Here is a 16084-nt window from a genome sequence, read left to right as displayed (position 1 = left end):
GTGCAGTCTTTACGAAAAGTATTTAACGCTTCCGACTCAGGCTTGCCTGATAGAGAGTAACAGGGCGCAAACTCCAATCTTTGGAGTAAGCCCGTACGCAATATGGAGGAGCAACAATCGAGATGAGATCTGCCTACAAGTTCCGGTTGTATCCGACTAAGGATCAGATCAAAAAGCTAGGGGACACGCTGGAGACCTGCAGGCAGCTCTACAACGATGCTCTGGCAGCGAAGAAGGAGGCATGGGAGGACGACCGCTACAATCTGACATACTATGAGATGGCGCATCAGCTATCAGCAAACCGCAAGAAAAATCAAGCTCTCGGAGCTGTATATGCCCATGTACTTCAGGACGTTCTCAGACGTGTTGACAAAGCGTTTCAGAACTTCTTCAGGCGGGTTAAGAACGGAGAGAAACCAGGATATCCACGATTCAAGGGCAGGGGATGGTACAAGTCGTTCACCTATCCGGATGCCGGTATCGGCTACAAAATCGAGGGATCGAAGCTCATTTTGTCTGGTATTGGCGCCATACGGATCTTCAAGCATCGAGAGATCGAGGGCAAAATCAAGACCTGTACAATCAAGCGCGACAGCACCGGCGCATGGTACGCGATCTTCTCCGTCGATACAGGAGAGGAACCGCCCAGGGTGGAACCAAGAACTGCTGTAGGTGTTGATGTGGGTCTGAAGCATGCTGTGACGCTCTCGACTGGCGAGACGTTCAGCTACCCGCGATATCTCGTACAGATGGAGAAGAAGCTAGCAGCGGCACAACGGAGACTTTCCAGGAAGATCAAGGGCTCGAAGAACTGGATCAAGCAGAAGCTCAAGGTTGCCAGGATCCACAGAAAGATCAGGAATCTCAGAGACGAGTTTCTGCATCAGATCTCTAAGAAGATCGTGGACAAGGCGGATCTCATAGTATTTGAGAACCTGAACATAAAAGGCATGGTAAAGAACCACAACCTCGCGAAACACATAATGGATCACTCCTGGGGTCGATTGATTCAATACACAACTTACAAGGCTGCGAGGGTCGGTAAGTCTGTTGAACTGGTCGATTCCAGGTACACGTCTCAGCGCTGCTCAGGTTGTGGTATCATCGTACCGAAAACGCTGAAGGATCGAGTCCACGAATGCCCGCGATGCGGGCTCAGACTGGATCGAGATCTCAACGCTGCATTGAACATACTCACCCTCGGACTGAGGGGTAGAGCCTGTGGAGATACTGGATGAAACAGATCGATGAGGCAGGAAGCTCTGGCCTTCAGGCCGGAGAGAAAGTCACGAACAGGGAAGAGATCGAGGAGATCAGAAGATACATCACAGAGGCTTGTGTGCAGATCGCGAGAATGAGGGGATACAGCGATGCGCTTGGGGTTCTGAGAGGAATTCTCATGCTCTCTGAGACTCCGCTGTCTCTTGATGATCTCGTCGAGCTCACAGGTTACAGCAAGTCCACAGTGAGCACGAACATGGGCATTCTCGAGGGAATCGGCGTTGCAAAGAGGGTGATAACTCCAGGGGAGAAGAGGTACAGATACATACCGGTGACGGATACTGATATGCTCAGAAATGCGATGATGAACCACGTCAAGAAGGAGATCAGCACAATCATGGCGGCCCTCGATCGCGCTGAAAGAGCGCTTTCAGACTCTGAGAGCCTGGAGGCAGCACGGATCAGGGAGAGGATCAACGGGATAAGAAACTTCTACAGCAAGACGGATCGCCTTCTGAACCTCATACAGAGATACGATGTCGACAGGCTCATCGAGATCCTGGAGAGGGGCGGATGAACCCGCCCATCAGAAGATAACCACACATAAGTGCGCGTGGATTGCAGGCGCTTGAAAGCACCTGTGCTCATTTCCGGGAGCAGGTGGTGGAGGCGGCACCGCGCTCAAAACTTAGTGCTTCTTAACGCGCTTCACGTTCCTGGACTTGCAGCTCGGGCAGGATGGTATGACACCCAGTCCCTTGAACCTGTTGCCGCAGTCCAGGCATGTGTATTCCTTCGCCAGTATATGCTCCTCATCCCCCACATTGATGAGGCTGAAGCCGGGACCAGAGCACATGATGATCACCCCAACAAATCGTCATTATTATCAATTAAATACTTTTTGTCATGGCTCGTGGTGCCGGCGGTTTCCGGGCTCACTGGCTGGATCCCTCCCAAAATATATATAGATGAAGTGCACATAACATTTTGGAGTAGCATGTAAGGTCGGGGTCATGTTGAAGCTCTATGTTTGCATCTTTATCGTGCTTGTCTTCATCAATACCGCCTGTGGTGCCATAGGCGATGGTGGTGTCCAGGGCTATTCCGATTTTACACCTCTCGATAGCCCACCGGCGATTAGAGATCAGAGCTATCCGCAGAGCACGCAGTACCCTCAAGCTCAACCACAATCAACAGGCTCGCGGCTTCCAGACCAGCAGCCGTGGAGCAGCCTCGAGAACATCCTCGGCGGGTTTTCGGCAGCCCCAGAGGCGCAGGGGCCCTACGCAGAGCGAATGACCCCGACGGATCTGAAGCTGCAGGAGCCGAGCGCTGAGAGCTTCCAGCCTGATGGCAGCCTCGACTTCAGCTCAGCCACACCACCGGCGGGCCTTTCATTCGACCCCAGCGGTGTCTGGTACTGGCCGGGCTCATCAACATCCGGGAACAGGCTTTACGTGCAGACATCCTCGGGGCTCAAAACGGTTGGCGGCTGCAGGCTTGGCGGATATCTGCCACTCTGGGCGCAGATAGCCTCCGCGGGGAACCTGTACACGTATGAATGGTACCCATCAAGCTCAGCCCCGAAGGTCCGGTGGTGGGGATGGTCGTGGCCCGGGTTCAAGCGCGGATGGTTCTACGGAGATGCTCCTGGCTGGCATATCATCAGCTACTACTGCAACGGCTGGTCGAACTACATATACATCTACGTCTGGCCGTCCTCTGTGATACAGTCGAACACGAACATAATACAGTCTGTATCCAACGTCCAGAGCTCAAATGTGATCCAGTCCGTCCAGTCGAGCGCTGGATCCAGCGTCCAGGGCGCACCGACGCCCCCTGATGTGAACACGGAGCAGCTGATCCTTCCGGACTCCAGCAGGATCTATCCGGAGTGCTCAGACGATGGATGTTATGCAGGCCTCACTCCTGTATTCCCCAGGGTGGCATCCTGCGGATGCCCGGAGGAGAGGTGCGGATGCAACGCATACTACATACAGGTGTGGCCGAACAAGCTCGTCACAGCAGCTGGTGTTGTCCAGGGCGAGTGGCTCCCGCTATGGTCGAACATCAGGCGCCCTGGCAAATACTGGTCGTATGAATGGGCCCCATGTGGCACCTTCCCCAAACACTACTGCTCACCGAGCGTGAAGGGCTTCGGCTACAAGACAACCGGCTGGTTCCCGACATGGTTCTACGGCGATGAGGTCGGATGGCATATACTCGCCTACTGCACAACCGACTGGTCGAACTACATATACATCTACGTCTGGCCGGAAAGAGGCTCATCTGAATGCCATAAGTTCGAATGCAGATCGGAGAGGTCAAGACCACCCAAAACATGCGGCCCCCAGGCGTTCGATTGCTGAAATTACGTAATCATATGTGGTCGAACCGTCGGAGTGGCGATCTCTGATAATCCCATGACCAGCATCAGACCTGCCTCTATTCTGCAGGGTGAACAATCCACCGGCTCACAGGGGTGAGCCTGCTCCTGCGCGACCGTGGATCACGCAATATTTATCTCCCAGTATTCTGTACTCTGCTGGGGAGTCAGTATGGATCATGTAAAGCACATCGTTCTGCTCGCGATTCTGCTCAATCTAATCGCATGCCCGTGCCAGGCTTTCGGGGCTGCTGGAACGAGGCAGCCTGACTGGCTGACGCCATGGAGCACGCCGCAGCAGACCGTCACAACTGTTGAGCCCGATTACCTGAACCCGTTCGCTGTGGAGCGACCCGAGTGGGACCCGTATGCACCATTCGATTCAAAGCAGATGGTTATCGAGAGGATCGATCCCATTGCAGAGGGGCTGAGCATAAAGGACGAGCTGAGGCTGCCGAACGTTCTTTATGTTCAGGAGGGCGGCATGCTCACAACCCGCGCAACTGTGATCCTCGGAGACCCTATCATACTGTGGGTGCGCATATCAGTTCCAGGCAATCTGCTACTGTATGATAACGGCAGGATGGTCTACTCGACAGGTCTCATGATGCCAGGCTGGTACAGGATAACAGGAGCGCATGCAGATCTTCTCGTGTCCCATCTCTACGTCATGAGGGTGGGCGGGCTTCTCACGAACAACGCATCGGTCCTCGTCGATCCGGGGAGATATCCGACGACCTACAGCCTGGTCGGGCGTGTGGTTGACCAGAACGGCGCCGGCGTACCCTGGGCGAGGGTAATAATCTCCGGTGGTGAGGGCGGGAGCTTCACCATAAACACTGACATGCTCGGCTACTACGGCATGAATCTGCCATCAGGGTATTACGTGATAACAGCAGCTTCCCCAGGATACATATTCAGCCAGGTATCAGCCAAGGTCTGGCTCGGCACGGTATCTGCAGCGCCGACGATCGTGGGGATCCCAACAGGGCAACCGGTTCCCGTCTCGTACTCGCCTCTCTCCGCGCCATCAGCACAGACGAACACCGGGATCGCAGCAGGCACAGCAGCGATCCCCGGATACCCGAGCCAGGGATAGGTGGTGCTCAGAATCTTATCAGAGACCGTCTCAAGAGGGCATCAGCAACCGGATGCAGCAAAACATTTGCAGCTTTCCTGATTTCAGGACGGCCATGCGACATATCGCTGGCCATCCTGAGACGCGATCCGGAGATCGGAAAATCAGCATTCATTGAGATGCTCAGTGATTGCAGAGCACCAACATGAATGCGCATCTTACCAGAATGCATCCTTGAAGCCGTACTCCCCTATGAGCGGAACGAATATGACGCCCATCGCCCGCTCGACCCTGATCTCCTGATTCTTTGTAACGACCAGAAGGTCCTGTGAGTACGAGCCGACAGGGATGACCATTCTGCCGCCTGGCCTGAGCTGCTCCTTCAGCGGCTCGGGTATATCCGGCGCGGATGCTGCGACGCTTATCCTGTCGTAGGGTGCCTGCTCGCTGTAGCCCAGGGTCCCATCTCCGAGGATCATGCTAACATTTCTGTATCCTGCTCTCTCAAGATTCCGCCGCGCCACCTCTACCAGCTCTGGAATGCGCTCCACCGAGTAGACATGGCCTGAGGGGCCGACCAGCTCCGCCATGACAGCTGCATGGTACCCGCAGCCGCCTCCGACCTCGAGTACCTTCATGCCCTCATGCAGATCGAGGAGGTCGCACATTATCGCCACCATATGCGGCGCAGATATCGTCTGGCCGTAGCCTATGGGGAGAGGGCGGTCCTCATATGCCATGGGCCTGAGCTCCTCAGGAACGAAGAGCTCTCTGGGCACCCTCGACATCGCCTCCACAACCCTGTCGCTCACGTAGTTCCTGAGGCTCTCGATGAGCCTCTCCTTCCTCAAAGCTGCCGCCCCCATACTCTAACGATATCTCTGGCCTCGGAGCTCCCCGGAAACCCTCCGTCACGTCCCTTGATCTTCACTATCCTGTACCTGACACCCTCGACCTCTCTGACATCACCGACTGAGAAAACCTCGTCTCCCTTGGTCATTATCCTGAACGATCTCGTCCTGCCTGCTCTATACACAGAGATCTTGACCACAACATCATCCACAGCCCTTGCCCATACGCACCTAACGTCCTTTGCAGTGGCGTGGCTCACCCTCCTGTCTGCCTCTATCGCAGTAACCTCTGCAACGACAACATCGCTCCGCCCATCATCGACCACTATCTCGGAGCCAACCGAGAGCATATCGTTGTGAGGAACACTTACACGGTACACCCTTGATTCCGAGCCAGAGCTCACGATAACCTTCAGAGGAGTCATCCTCACATGATGAGATGTGACCGAATGCACAGTGCCGCATGCCTCGCACCTCACCACAAGATCCCTGCCCGCATGTAAAACAGTGTGCTCAGTGGCGTAGTCGCAGACAGGGCATGTTATGTCACCTTCCATGTTTTTGCGTTTAATTACCAATGCTACAAAAACATGACTATCGGAAACGCTGGCGGTCTTTGAGTATCAGATACTGGATAGAAGCGATTTGATGGTATTGATTATTTGCTGAAGTGCATCTGAAATGGCCTCAGAGCATGATATGCAGGGGCATGGTTGAGTTTCCCTGCTAATAGGATACCCACGTGCCACTGGTGCCACGTGGGGCCAGTGAATGCTGAGATCGCTTTGCGAAACTTCAGGCGTATCATTCAGTTCTCTGCATCCCCCTGTTGATCTTCACGCGTTCAACAGCCACTGGTATCTCCTCAGGCGACTCAAGGATTACGTAGCCCCTCTCCCTGAGGATCTCGATGTTCCTGATATCTATGCTTCTCCGTCTGACGTTCATCCTCACAGCATCTATTGCGCCGGTGCTGCATAGAGGCAGACACGTACCACAGCCATCGCACAGCATCAGGTCTATGGAGCGAATCTCATCTCCTGAGATGGCACCCCGCGGGCAGGCTTTCTGCGGAGGACAGATCTCGCATGCCTCGCACAGCTCCCTGTTCACAGCATACGGCGCTCTCGTCACCGCTTCCCTCACATCAGTAGGCAGCACGAGCACCGGCACCTCCGCCTTCTCAGCCAGCGCAGCCGCGTTTGTGACGATCGTGTCCGCGATCCCGCATGCGATCTTCGCCACTGTATTCGATGTCGCAGGCGCGATCAGCAGCATGTCAAACCTTCCAAGCATGAGCCTTCCAGTCATCGGAAAGCTGCTTCCGGACTCGCTCTCCAGAAAGACCTCCTCCAGGTAGCTGCCTCTGGATATCTCGTGGAGTCTATCGAGCAGCCCGTACATGCGCAGGACCTCCTCGCCAGCTCTCGAGACAAATGTGCATACACTATGCAGGGCTGCGACCTTGCGCATCGCCTCCACGCTCTCAGCCAGGTGCTGGCCGCCACCGGTTATTCCCCATGCAACCCTTCTCATCCGGAGAATGGTTGATTCAGATGGCTATATATCTGGTGCAGGCTGTTACATGGTTGCAGAGACGTAATATTGCGCTTAGGTGTGCTTGCGGAGGTCTCCCTACGGCTGAGTTTGTGGTGGACCACATGCTGATGCGCCTGGGAAGATGGCTCAGGCTTGCGGGGCACGATGTGGAGAATCCCAGGTCGATGAGCGATGGGGATCTCGTCGCGCAGGCAGGGGATAGGAGAACGCTGCTCACGCGTGACAGGTCTCTGGCAGAGCTCTGCGAGCGGTCTGGGGTCAGATGCATTCTCATCAGATCCCCTCATATCGACGACCAGCTGAGAGAGGTGCAGGAGAGGGGCATAAACCTCAGCCTCAATCCGGAGAGGTGCACCATCTGCAACGGCGAGCTTATCGATATCGAAAACGATAGATGGATGTGCTCCGAGTGTGGAAAGATATACTGGCAGGGGTCGCACTGGCGGGGGATCGAGGCTAGGCTCAGATCTCTGGGCTCCTAGGACGGTAGCCGCCGGAGATCTCCCTGGAGTTGATGTACTCCGAGAGGCGCATCTCGCCGGGCGCTATCGACCAGAGGTGATTGCGGTTGAAGCAGAGCTGTGGCTCATACCTGTCCCTGCTCTCCGGCTCTGTGAACGGATCCGCTGGAGGCAGCCTCTGCGGGATCGAGTTCAGGGTGCTCTCAAGCAGGCACCAGGTTCCGCTCTCGTTCTGATAAACCACCCAGCAGTGCCCGTATGTTGTGCTTCCTGCGATCACCTTTCCAATCACAACCCTGACGCAGTGCTCGCTTATCCCGCTGGCGATCATCAGTGTGGCAAGCAGGAACGACGAATCCTCGCAGTCTCCCCTGCGTAGCGTCAGCGTCTCCACTGGAAAGAGCCAGAAGTCGGGCATGCCAAATGCCTTTTTATCTGAGACGTACTCGACATTCTCAGCAACATACTTCCAGACCTTCCAGGCCCTCTCATCGAAAGTCCCTGCCGCCCTGGAAGCTGGAAGATCCATCTCCTTCAGGGCGAGCCTGATGACCTCGCTGTCCGGGTACGATATCCACTCTCTTATATCTGTGGGGATGAAGACATTCTCGTTCCCCAGAACAGCCCTTTTGCTCCAGACTATTGTATCCCGGATGATCGTATCGCCAGCCCAGTTGTACCTCAGAGCTACCCCCTCCAGAGAAACTAGTTCGTTGATTATATTTAAATTTATCTACTGTGATTATCTGCTGTGGTGGTTGCAGCAATCGCGCGGTGCTGTCCAGTGTATTCCGGGGGGCATTCAGCGAACCGCTGCTTGGAGAGAAGCTTTAACTCGCATGCAGTGTGATTTGATGATCATGAGGCGCATATACATGGACCACTCGGCCACGACCCCGGTCGCACCTGAGGTCCTGGAGGCGATGCTGCCCTACTTCAGAGAGAGGTATGGGAATGCATCGAGCCTCCACGAGTTCGGCCGGGAGGCGCGCGATGCTGTTGAGGGCGCAAGGGAGAGGCTCGCATCGCTTATCGGCGCGAGCCCTGAGGAGATATACTTCACGAGCGGCGGCACAGAGTCGGACAACCTTGCGCTCAAGGGCGTCGCGCTCAGTGGCAGGGGAAGGCACATCATCACGACATCGATAGAGCATCCGGCTGTTCTTGAGGTATGCAGGTCGCTGGAGCGGATGGGCTTTGAAGTCACGTACATACCGGTGGACGATAAGGGCATAGTCGATCCCGCAGAGATCGAGAGGGCGATACGTGATGATACCGTGCTCATATCTGTCATGCATGCGAACAACGAGATAGGCACGATACAGCCTGTGGAGAGCATAGCGGAGATCGCTTCAGAGAGAGACATACTCCTGCACACGGATGCCGTCCAGACTGTGGGCAAGATACCCGTGAATGTCGACCGGCTCGGTGTGGATCTTCTCTCAGTATCCGCGCACAAGTTCTACGGACCGAAGGGCGTTGGGGCGCTGTATGTCAGAAAGGGCACAAGGATCGAGAGCATAATCCAGGGCGGGGGGCACGAGAGGGGGCTCAGGTCTGGCACCGAGAACGTCCCGGGGATCGTGGGAATGGGCAGAGCTGCGGAGCTCGCATCTGAGATGATGGAGAGAGAGGCGGAGCGGCTTACAGCGCTGCGCGATAGGCTCAAGAGGTTCGTGCTATCGAACATCGATGACTCCTGGCTCAACGGCCATCCAACAAAGAGGCTCCCGATCAACCTCAACTTCGGCTTCGGCAGGGTGGAGGGTGAGTCGCTGCTTCTCTACCTCGACTCAAAGGGCATAGCAGTCTCCACAGGATCAGCGTGCTCCTCGAAGAAGCTGGAGCCGAGCCATGTGCTCAGGGCCATAGGCCTGGATCCGGTCAGATGCCACGGCTCTCTCAGGATAACGCTGGGAAGGGACAACACGCGTGAGGATGTCGATTACGCTGGCGAGTGCATCCGCGAGGCGGTTGAGCGGTTCCGCAGCATATCTGCGCTGAGGTAGCGAGGCTGAAGATGGCGGAGCTGATCGACGGCGCAGGTGCTGCGGAGAAATTTTTATAGGATGACATGAAAGAATCAACCGCATGTCCCCGAAGCAGCCCAGGCGCTCAGCTATTCTTCTTCTGCTTCTTCTCTTCATGTCTCTCGACACCGCATCCTGCTGGAGGAGCTATGAGATCCACGAGCACGATACCGGCTGGAGCACCGGAAGGAGGTTCACAATGAACCTCTCCATGGACCTCTACGGGTACGCCCTAGGCACCGGTGATCACAGCAGATACACGGAGATCGATATCAATCACCTCAGCATGAGCGAGCGGGTGGCTGCGAAGAACGGCACCGTGGAGGCTGAGGACAGGATCGCTCTGGAGGCAGCAGGAGACAATGTCAATACAACATCAACGCTTGTCAAGATCCCGGGAACACAGAACTACATTCTTTCTGTGAACGAGGCCTGGCCTGTCGTGCTCACCGCATCGAGCACAATCGACTACAGGGGATCCGGGATATCGAGCAGGGAGACCTTCATCAACAATCTGGATCGTGTGGGTACATCGTATCTTTACACTAAGGATATGAGAAAGGATCGCACATGCGACATGTACCTCAAGAGCGCCTGGTTCCAGCTCTCGATGAACGACACCACAAACACGATAATATCGGATCTCTTCCGTCCGAACAAAAACATCCACTACAGCATAAGCTCGCACTCCTCCGGACTTGTTATGCAGAGGTACAGGCAGTACTCCGATAAAACCCCTGAATCAGAGGGTTTCGACGCCTACTGGGGTAGCTTCGATATGCGTTCCGTCATCGATATGGGAAGCAGAGGGAAGAACATAGGGCTCGAGGAGTCCTGGGCTGGAAAGAACACCTACGATGCTGCTATCATAAATGAGGCGCCTGAAAGAAGCGTGTACATGTGCGGATGCCTCGGGTACGATCTTGTTTCCGTGAGATCTCCTGGTCCGGAATGGCTCTCATGCTGCCAGTTTGGTGAAACAGAGACAATCAGAGCTCTCAAGGATTCGATATGGAGCTGCTCGGGGGATGTGCGATGATGTGGGTTTTTATTCGGCAGGGTGAAGAAGGGGTACAAAATGAAATTGAATATGAACCATTTTTAACCCAATGGGCGAGCTTGCTTCTTGAATGTTCTTTATCGAATTCAAAGCAGATCGCAGTGCTTCGCAGCCTGAGATCAATCTACAGAAAGCTCGGCTCGCTCCCAGTTATTCTGATGCTGCTCTTTGTTCCAGTCTCAGATGCTCTGGATCTCGCGATCCAGTACACCGACGGCGTCCCCGACGATGGTGTATGGCTCGCTGGCGACCAGGGGCATGCGGTCCTCTTCTCTCCCCCGGAGAACTGGACTCTCTCCAGGGTTGCGGTCTGTGGCATGCTCAGCCGCGACGGGATTTTCGTCCTGGAGATATGGGATGCGGATCTCAACCTGGTTTACAGGACCACAGACATCTCAGGAGCTTACTTCGGGAGAAACCTGAGCTGGGCTGAGATAGATGTGCCGGATTTACGAATGGATAAACCGTTCTTCGTGGTGCTCTTCGAGTACTCCACGCTGTTCGTTGGAATTGATAAAAACACAACGCTCAACCGCTCTTTTGTCGCATCCAGAAGCCCCAGCATGCTTGTATCTCCCAGCGATTACGAGTGGCTGATTTCAGCTATCGGTTACATCTCATCCAAACCCCCGGGGATCAATGCATCCTGTGAGAACCTCACGGACGGCGTTGCCATCAGGGCGGATCTCTCGGATCCTGACGGGGATCTCGGGGGTGTCTCCCTCTACATCGTGGATCAGAAGAGCGGGGAGGTCGTATGGATGGATAGGGCAGATGCCAGAGGCAAAGAATCAGAGATCAGGTTCATCTGGCCGAGAGTGGTGTACAGCGTGAGCTGCGGCTCTGAGCGAGTCTCTCCAGTAGTGGCCGTCGAGGCGAGGGACGTTCCGGAGAACATCTCCAGGTACATGAGATACTCTGCGCCCTGCCTGCTGAACATAACAGATGAAGGGCCTTTCTCAGAGGCCATCGCGTACTTCGGAGAGGATCTGGAGCTGCACGCGATCGAGGGGCTGGATGGAAGAATCCATTACATCTCAAAGGAGCTCTTCGAGTCCCTCCGGCCTGGAGCGCGGTACTCTGATTATGTTAGAGAGAACATAACGCTCATCGAGGGCAGGAGCTCCCTCAGGTTCATCCTGATGGGCGAGAGCCTCGCTTTCCACAGGCCGATCTATCTCAGGAGATCGCCGATCTTTCATTATGATATGAAGCTGGAAAGGGAAGCAGCAGTATCAAGGTACACCGCGGTGCTGGTCGCATCTGATGTGCACGGCAGCACCTCGAGGACCTCACTGGATCTCGGCTAGGAAATCTCCTTCCTGGCGCTGCACACTTCTCGAGAGCCTGAGAAGGTCGTCTGATGGAGAGCAGCACGGAACAAACTCCGGCCGTCACGCCGGAGAAGGCACGCAGCCATCTGCTCAATGGGCCATTCACCGGGTGACAGAATCTGACCGAAATTTACTTTAACCGATATGTAAGAGGACCGCACATGGCAAAGAAGAAAGGCGAGGGGCCGGGCCTGATGTCATCGGCCGGCCTGATGAGGTACTTCGAGTCTGAGGAGACCTCGATAAAGCTCGACCCGAAGATGGTCGTGGGCGCTGGTATAGCATCCGGGGTCGCGATAATGGCTTTAAACATAACCTTCGGGCTCTGGCCCTAGAGCTCGTCCAGCCTGAAGGTTATCTCTCCGTCCACTTCCACCCTCTCAGGCAGCCCGCCGAAGCTCGCTCTTAGTATGAGATCTGCCAGCTCCCATCTGACGACCCTGGCGCATCCGACGATCGATGTTGTGAGGCGCGCATTCACGTCCACGACCCTGGGGAGATCCCCCACAACCAGATCGATTCCTGCATACCCTTTCAAGCCAAGCGCATCTGCAGCCCTTTTCGCCACGTCCCAGATCTCATCCGCCCTGGGAGACCTGTACGGCACCTGGCTTCCGGCATAGACGAACCTGCTGCCCCTCATCTCTATCAGCTGCCTGTTTATCGTGAGCGGCAGGAACCGGTCTCTTCCTCTGATGAAGCTGACGCTGAGATGAACGCCCTCAACGTATCTGGTCGCGATGCAGCCCTCCGGTGCGTTGGGGTACGAGGAGATGATGACGCCCTCTGAGCCGCAGCCGTACCTGGGCTTCACGACATACACACTGCATTCGCATTCCGGAGATTCAACAATATCAGCCACCGGCACTCCTGCCCTCTTCAGGGCAAGCGTGCAGCCGAGCTTGTCCGCGCAGAGCTGCGCAGCCTCCCTGCCGGATCCAAGATTGACCATTCTGCTCTCAACCGCCTCGATGAGATCTGGCGCTAGGGGATCAGGTGCCACGACCAATCCGGCGTCTGCATCGATCGAGCTCAAAAATCCCTCAAGATCGCCGTGCTCAAGACGCAGGGGAACACCGGCATCGACCACAGGTCCTGAGGTGGGGTAAACCACCCTGTGACCGCACCTCACAAAGCTCCCGGCTATCGTCGAGAGCATAGCCCTGCCCTCGATCTCGTATGTTCCGCCAAGGCCTGTGGCGACCGCATACTCAGCTATCAGTATCCTCATGATAGACTCCATGGGGCGGATCTACATGCCGCTCTTTGACCTCCTCTCCGGCCTGAAGACAGGAGCTTGCACCCTGCTCTGTCATACCATTGAAGCAATGCATTCCTGTACGCTTGCGGAGGTGATTTTCAATACTGCCTGGCCATGTACGTCGAGCCTGTGGACTCCCTGCCGCATATGAGACAGCGCATGGTAGGTATCTCATCCCCTCTCGGCTCCCCTAGCAGGTTCGCGCCGATCTGGTCCTCCAGAGCATGACCGCACTCCACAGATCCGCACCACGGAACCCTGGCGACGCCGGACTGCACCTGCGCCCTCGCCTCATCCAGGGAGGATACGAGCTTTATCTTCGAGTCCATGAACTCCTTCGCTCTGGCGTAGAGAACGGACTGCAGCTCATCTGCCTCTGCGAGGATCGCATCCACGAGTCCATCCCCCATATGCAGGGTCTTTCTCACACCGTCCCTTCTCACAAGGGTCACAACGCCGTTTTTGATGTCCCTGGGGCCGATCTCTATCCGCACAGGCACACCACGCATCTCCCACTTGTAGAACTTCGCGCCAGGCCGCTCATCACCATCGTCGAGCCTGACCCTTATGCCCCTGCCTGCGAGCATGGATTCGATAGATCTGCAGACCTCGATTATCGGCTCCCTCTCCCCGAATATGATCGGCACAATGACAACCTGGACAGGCGCGACCCTCCAGGGCAGCACAAGACCCTTATCATCTCCGTGAACAGCTATGAGCGCTGCTATGCATCTCTCTGAGATCCCGTAGCATGTCTGGTTGACGTACCTCTGCTCACCACGCTCGTCCTCGTATGTTATCTCGTAGGTCTTTGCGAAGTTCGTCCCGAGCAGATGCGCTGTCCCGACCTGAAGTGTTCTCCCGTCGGGCATTATCACATCCAGGGCGATCGAGTAATCCGCCCCGGGGAACTTATCCCAGGACGGGCGCTTGCTCACAAGGCATGGGATTGCAAGGCGCCTGTAGAACTCGATGTACCTCTCTACTGCTGTCTCGACCTGCATCGCCGCCTCCTCCCAGGTGGCGTGCGCGGTGTGTGCCTCCTTGAACGATGTTATCTCTCTTAGACGGATGAGCGGGCGGGTGTGCTTCGTCTCATAGCGGAATGTGTTGACTATCTGGTATATCCTGAGGGGGAGATCTGCATGCGATCGTATCCAGAGCTTGAGCATCGGATATATCGCGGTCTCGCTCGTCGGACGCAGCGCGAGCTTGACCTCCAGGGGATCCCGGCCGCCATGTGTCACCCAGTAGACCTCATCCTCGAAGCCCTTTATGTGCTCCGCCTCCTTCATGAACTCGGTCTCGGGGATGAGCAGCGGGAACTGCGTCTCGTAGTGATCGACATCGAGAAGCTCTTTTATTATCTGGTAGACATGGCTTCTGAGAGCAAAGCCGAAGGGATACCAGACGCTCATGCCCTTTACAGGGTACCTGACATCGACTATCTCCGCGCTCTTCAGAAGCTCATGGTACCACTCGCTGAAGTTCGATTTTGGGGGAAGCTTCGCCTCCCTCTCCTCCTTCCTCACCATCTGTGTCTCCTGTGAATCATTCATCTTCATCACTACCGGGATGCAAGGGATATTGCGAGGGGTGTGATAAATGTTTCAATCACTGCCGCGACGAACAGCAGCGGAGCAACCCTGTACATCAGGAAGCTGATAGCTGTACGCGCTTCCTCTCCCAGATCACCATCACCATCGATCATGGTCATGATAAAGATGTGGCCAAGCCGCAGGCCGATCGCTATGCTCACCAGCACTGCTGGAAGCTCCAATATTCCGTGGGGCAGGATGCCTGCGATAAGGTAGAGGACACCCTCCCTCTGGATGACCTGGTAGGAGACCATGCCCACAAGAACGCCGTTGGATATGGCGACGAGCATCGGCACCACGCCTGCGCCCACCCCGAGAAGCACAGCCATCGCACATGCCAGAAGGTTCTTTGTAAATATGAGGATCATTATCATGAGAGGCGGCAGATCTGTGATCCACTTCAGCATCTCCAGCTCCTTCATCCACTCCTCCGCGATCGCTGGATTCTGCTCAACTGCCACGAATCCCGATGCAGCGGCTGCAAAGAACAGAACGACAGATATCGCGATGTAGCCTCTGATCGATCCCAGGTATGCGATTGATCTCACCAGCATCACCATCCGAGATACCCGGCCACCCCGCTCAGGTAGTACAGCCCGAATATCATCAGGAATATGCCGCATGCGGAGAGAACGTACCTGTACCCCCTCTCTGAGAGGACGCTCTTACCCTTATCAATGCTCGTTGATACGAGCGTGTACCAGCCGAAGTCCGCGCCCCAGTGGCCTATCATGAACGCTGCTGCGAGCAAAAATCCGCCTCGGAGTCCGTCAAGCAGCATTGCAGAGCCGACTGAGAGCCACCATATCCAGAAGTACGGGTTGGCCGCGCTCGTCAGGGCGCCGGCGATGTAGGGGTTTGAGGATATCTCGGATCCCTGTGATGATATCGATGCGCTGCTCGCTCCCCGCAGCGTCAGAGCGCCAAATACTACGAGGGCTGTGCCTCCGATCACAGATATCGGAACTCTGTATGCATCTGCAGCGCCGCTGAGGCCCATGAGTATCAGCACGAATATCAGCATCTCAACAGATGCATGGCCGATGGAGACCTTCGGTCCGGAGGTCCAGCCGCTCTTCAGTGAGCTGTTCACAGTTGCAACAAGAGTCGGCCCTGGCGCGAGCGCGCCTGTGAGCCCGATGGCAAACGCGACGACAAGCATCTCCATTACATTCATCGGAAGCTGGTTGTTGTACGGGATATTTATGCATTCTCGAAGGGCCTGGGAACAATGATGCCCTTCG

General features: G+C 55.7%; 18 protein-coding genes. 9 read left to right on the top strand and 9 right to left on the bottom strand.

Annotation, left to right across the window (positions count from 1 at the left end; all coding sequences use genetic code 11):
• Positions 1-122 precede the first annotated feature (122 nt).
• A complete protein-coding gene (locus QFX31_RS00325; protein WP_348530167.1) occupies positions 123-1238 on the top strand; it encodes an RNA-guided endonuclease TnpB family protein in 1116 nt (371 codons plus the stop codon).
• Positions 1235-1798: a hypothetical protein gene (locus tag QFX31_RS00320; RefSeq protein WP_348530166.1), complete on the top strand. Its 564-nt coding sequence runs from the start codon at positions 1235-1237 to the stop codon at positions 1796-1798. The genes QFX31_RS00325 and QFX31_RS00320 overlap by 4 nt, the downstream gene beginning before the upstream one ends.
• A 111-nt stretch (positions 1799-1909) precedes the next feature.
• Here the strand turns inward: QFX31_RS00320 and QFX31_RS00315 are convergent, their stop codons facing one another.
• A complete protein-coding gene (locus tag QFX31_RS00315) occupies positions 1910-2086 on the bottom strand; it encodes a hypothetical protein (RefSeq protein WP_348530286.1) in 177 nt (58 codons plus the stop codon).
• Between the two features lie 178 nt (positions 2087-2264).
• Here QFX31_RS00315 and QFX31_RS00310 point away from each other — a divergent pair, with 178 nt between their 5' ends.
• Together QFX31_RS00310 and QFX31_RS00305 are read left to right on the top strand one after the other, a co-directional pair.
• Positions 2265-3590, top strand: coding sequence for a hypothetical protein (locus tag QFX31_RS00310; protein ID WP_348530165.1), 1326 nt, complete (start codon positions 2265-2267; stop codon positions 3588-3590).
• A 189-nt stretch (positions 3591-3779) separates the two neighbouring features.
• Positions 3780-4706 carry a carboxypeptidase-like regulatory domain-containing protein gene (locus tag QFX31_RS00305; RefSeq protein ID WP_348530164.1) on the top strand — a complete coding sequence of 309 codons (927 nt, stop codon included), beginning with the start codon at positions 3780-3782 and terminating at the stop codon, positions 4704-4706.
• Positions 4707-4903: 197 nt separating this feature from the next.
• Here QFX31_RS00305 and QFX31_RS00300 read toward each other — a convergent pair whose 3' ends face one another.
• The 3 genes from QFX31_RS00300 to QFX31_RS00290 all read right to left on the bottom strand — a co-directional run bounded on the left by QFX31_RS00300 (position 4904) and on the right by QFX31_RS00290 (position 7072).
• Entirely contained in the window at positions 4904-5551 is a 648-nt protein-coding gene (locus QFX31_RS00300) for a protein-L-isoaspartate O-methyltransferase (protein WP_348530163.1), read from the bottom strand.
• Entirely contained in the window at positions 5533-6093 is a 561-nt protein-coding gene (locus QFX31_RS00295; protein WP_348530162.1) for an HVO_0476 family zinc finger protein, read from the bottom strand. The genes QFX31_RS00300 and QFX31_RS00295 overlap by 19 nt, the downstream gene beginning before the upstream one ends.
• 247 nt (positions 6094-6340) lie before the next feature.
• Entirely contained in the window at positions 6341-7072 is a 732-nt protein-coding gene (locus QFX31_RS00290) for a dihydromethanopterin reductase (acceptor) (protein ID WP_348530161.1), read from the bottom strand.
• A 116-nt stretch (positions 7073-7188) separates the two neighbouring features.
• On the opposite strand from QFX31_RS00290, the gene QFX31_RS00285 reads away from it, so the two are divergent.
• A complete protein-coding gene (locus QFX31_RS00285) occupies positions 7189-7578 on the top strand; it encodes a Mut7-C RNAse domain-containing protein (protein ID WP_348530160.1) in 390 nt (129 codons plus the stop codon).
• Here QFX31_RS00285 and QFX31_RS00280 read toward each other — a convergent pair.
• The gene (locus QFX31_RS00280; RefSeq protein WP_348530159.1) at positions 7559-8086 is read right to left on the bottom strand and encodes a transglutaminase-like domain-containing protein; all 528 of its coding nucleotides are present in this window, start codon (positions 8084-8086) and stop codon (positions 7559-7561) included. The two genes, QFX31_RS00285 and QFX31_RS00280, sit on opposite strands and share 20 nt — an antisense overlap.
• Positions 8087-8417: 331 nt before the next feature.
• Here QFX31_RS00280 and nifS point away from each other — a divergent pair, with 331 nt between their 5' ends.
• The 4 genes from nifS (at position 8418) to QFX31_RS00260 (ending at position 12316) form a co-directional block, all read left to right on the top strand.
• A complete protein-coding gene (gene nifS, locus QFX31_RS00275; RefSeq protein ID WP_348530158.1) occupies positions 8418-9566 on the top strand; it encodes a cysteine desulfurase NifS in 1149 nt (382 codons plus the stop codon).
• An 82-nt stretch (positions 9567-9648) separates the two neighbouring features.
• Positions 9649-10626 carry a hypothetical protein gene (locus tag QFX31_RS00270; protein WP_348530157.1) on the top strand — a complete coding sequence of 326 codons (978 nt, stop codon included), beginning with the start codon at positions 9649-9651 and terminating at the stop codon, positions 10624-10626.
• A gap of 80 nt (positions 10627-10706) precedes the next feature.
• Entirely contained in the window at positions 10707-11957 is a 1251-nt protein-coding gene (locus QFX31_RS00265) for a hypothetical protein (RefSeq protein WP_348530156.1), read from the top strand.
• Positions 11958-12142: 185 nt separating this feature from the next.
• Positions 12143-12316 carry a preprotein translocase subunit Sec61beta gene (locus tag QFX31_RS00260; protein WP_296608723.1) on the top strand — a complete coding sequence of 58 codons (174 nt, stop codon included), beginning with the start codon at positions 12143-12145 and terminating at the stop codon, positions 12314-12316.
• On the opposite strand, the gene QFX31_RS00255 is transcribed toward QFX31_RS00260, so the two are convergent.
• From QFX31_RS00255 to QFX31_RS00240, 4 genes are all read right to left on the bottom strand, one after another.
• Complete coding sequence (locus tag QFX31_RS00255) at positions 12313-13212, bottom strand: ATP-grasp domain-containing protein (protein ID WP_348530155.1); 900 nt, start codon at positions 13210-13212, stop codon at positions 12313-12315. The two genes, QFX31_RS00260 and QFX31_RS00255, sit on opposite strands and share 4 nt — an antisense overlap.
• A 128-nt stretch (positions 13213-13340) precedes the next feature.
• Entirely contained in the window at positions 13341-14777 is a 1437-nt protein-coding gene (proS, locus tag QFX31_RS00250; RefSeq protein ID WP_348530154.1) for a proline--tRNA ligase, read from the bottom strand.
• A gap of 32 nt (positions 14778-14809) precedes the next feature.
• Positions 14810-15394 (bottom strand): stage II sporulation protein M, encoded by a 585-nt coding sequence (locus QFX31_RS00245; RefSeq protein WP_348530278.1) that lies wholly within the window; start codon positions 15392-15394, stop codon positions 14810-14812.
• Positions 15394-16017, bottom strand: a complete 624-nt coding sequence (locus QFX31_RS00240) for a LysE family transporter (RefSeq protein ID WP_348530153.1) — start codon at positions 16015-16017, stop codon at positions 15394-15396. The genes QFX31_RS00245 and QFX31_RS00240 overlap by 1 nt, the downstream gene beginning before the upstream one ends.
• Positions 16018-16084 lie beyond the last annotated feature (67 nt).

Origin of the sequence: Methanothrix sp. (genome assembly GCF_030055635.1) — an archaeon.
GTDB lineage: Archaea > Halobacteriota > Methanosarcinia > Methanotrichales > Methanotrichaceae > Methanothrix_B.
Note: the sequence above shows the minus strand (reverse complement) of the source record. Positions and strands in the feature narration are given on the sequence as shown.

Bases quoted from the DNA above. Each gene is read 5' to 3' on its own strand.
- QFX31_RS00325 (WP_348530167.1), top strand. From the start codon at position 123: ATGAGATCTGCCTACAAGTTCCGGTTGTATCCGACTAAGGATCAGATC.
- QFX31_RS00320 (WP_348530166.1), top strand. From the start codon at position 1,235: ATGAAACAGATCGATGAGGCAGGAAGCTCTGGCCTTCAGGCCGGAGAG.
- QFX31_RS00305 (WP_348530164.1), top strand. From the start codon at position 3,780: ATGGATCATGTAAAGCACATCGTTCTGCTCGCGATTCTGCTCAATCTA.
- QFX31_RS00300 (WP_348530163.1), bottom strand. From the start codon at position 5,551: ATGGGGGCGGCAGCTTTGAGGAAGGAGAGGCTCATCGAGAGCCTCAGG.
- QFX31_RS00295 (WP_348530162.1), bottom strand. From the start codon at position 6,093: ATGGAAGGTGACATAACATGCCCTGTCTGCGACTACGCCACTGAGCAC.
- QFX31_RS00290 (WP_348530161.1), bottom strand. From the start codon at position 7,072: ATGAGAAGGGTTGCATGGGGAATAACCGGTGGCGGCCAGCACCTGGCT.
- QFX31_RS00280 (WP_348530159.1), bottom strand. From the start codon at position 8,086: ATGGATCTTCCAGCTTCCAGGGCGGCAGGGACTTTCGATGAGAGGGCC.
- nifS (WP_348530158.1), top strand. From the start codon at position 8,418: ATGAGGCGCATATACATGGACCACTCGGCCACGACCCCGGTCGCACCT.
- QFX31_RS00270 (WP_348530157.1), top strand. From the start codon at position 9,649: ATGTCCCCGAAGCAGCCCAGGCGCTCAGCTATTCTTCTTCTGCTTCTT.
- QFX31_RS00260 (WP_296608723.1), top strand. From the start codon at position 12,143: ATGGCAAAGAAGAAAGGCGAGGGGCCGGGCCTGATGTCATCGGCCGGC.
- QFX31_RS00255 (WP_348530155.1), bottom strand. From the start codon at position 13,212: ATGAGGATACTGATAGCTGAGTATGCGGTCGCCACAGGCCTTGGCGGA.
- proS (WP_348530154.1), bottom strand. From the start codon at position 14,777: ATGGTGAGGAAGGAGGAGAGGGAGGCGAAGCTTCCCCCAAAATCGAAC.
- QFX31_RS00245 (WP_348530278.1), bottom strand. From the start codon at position 15,394: ATGCTGGTGAGATCAATCGCATACCTGGGATCGATCAGAGGCTACATC.
- QFX31_RS00240 (WP_348530153.1), bottom strand. From the start codon at position 16,017: ATGAATGTAATGGAGATGCTTGTCGTCGCGTTTGCCATCGGGCTCACA.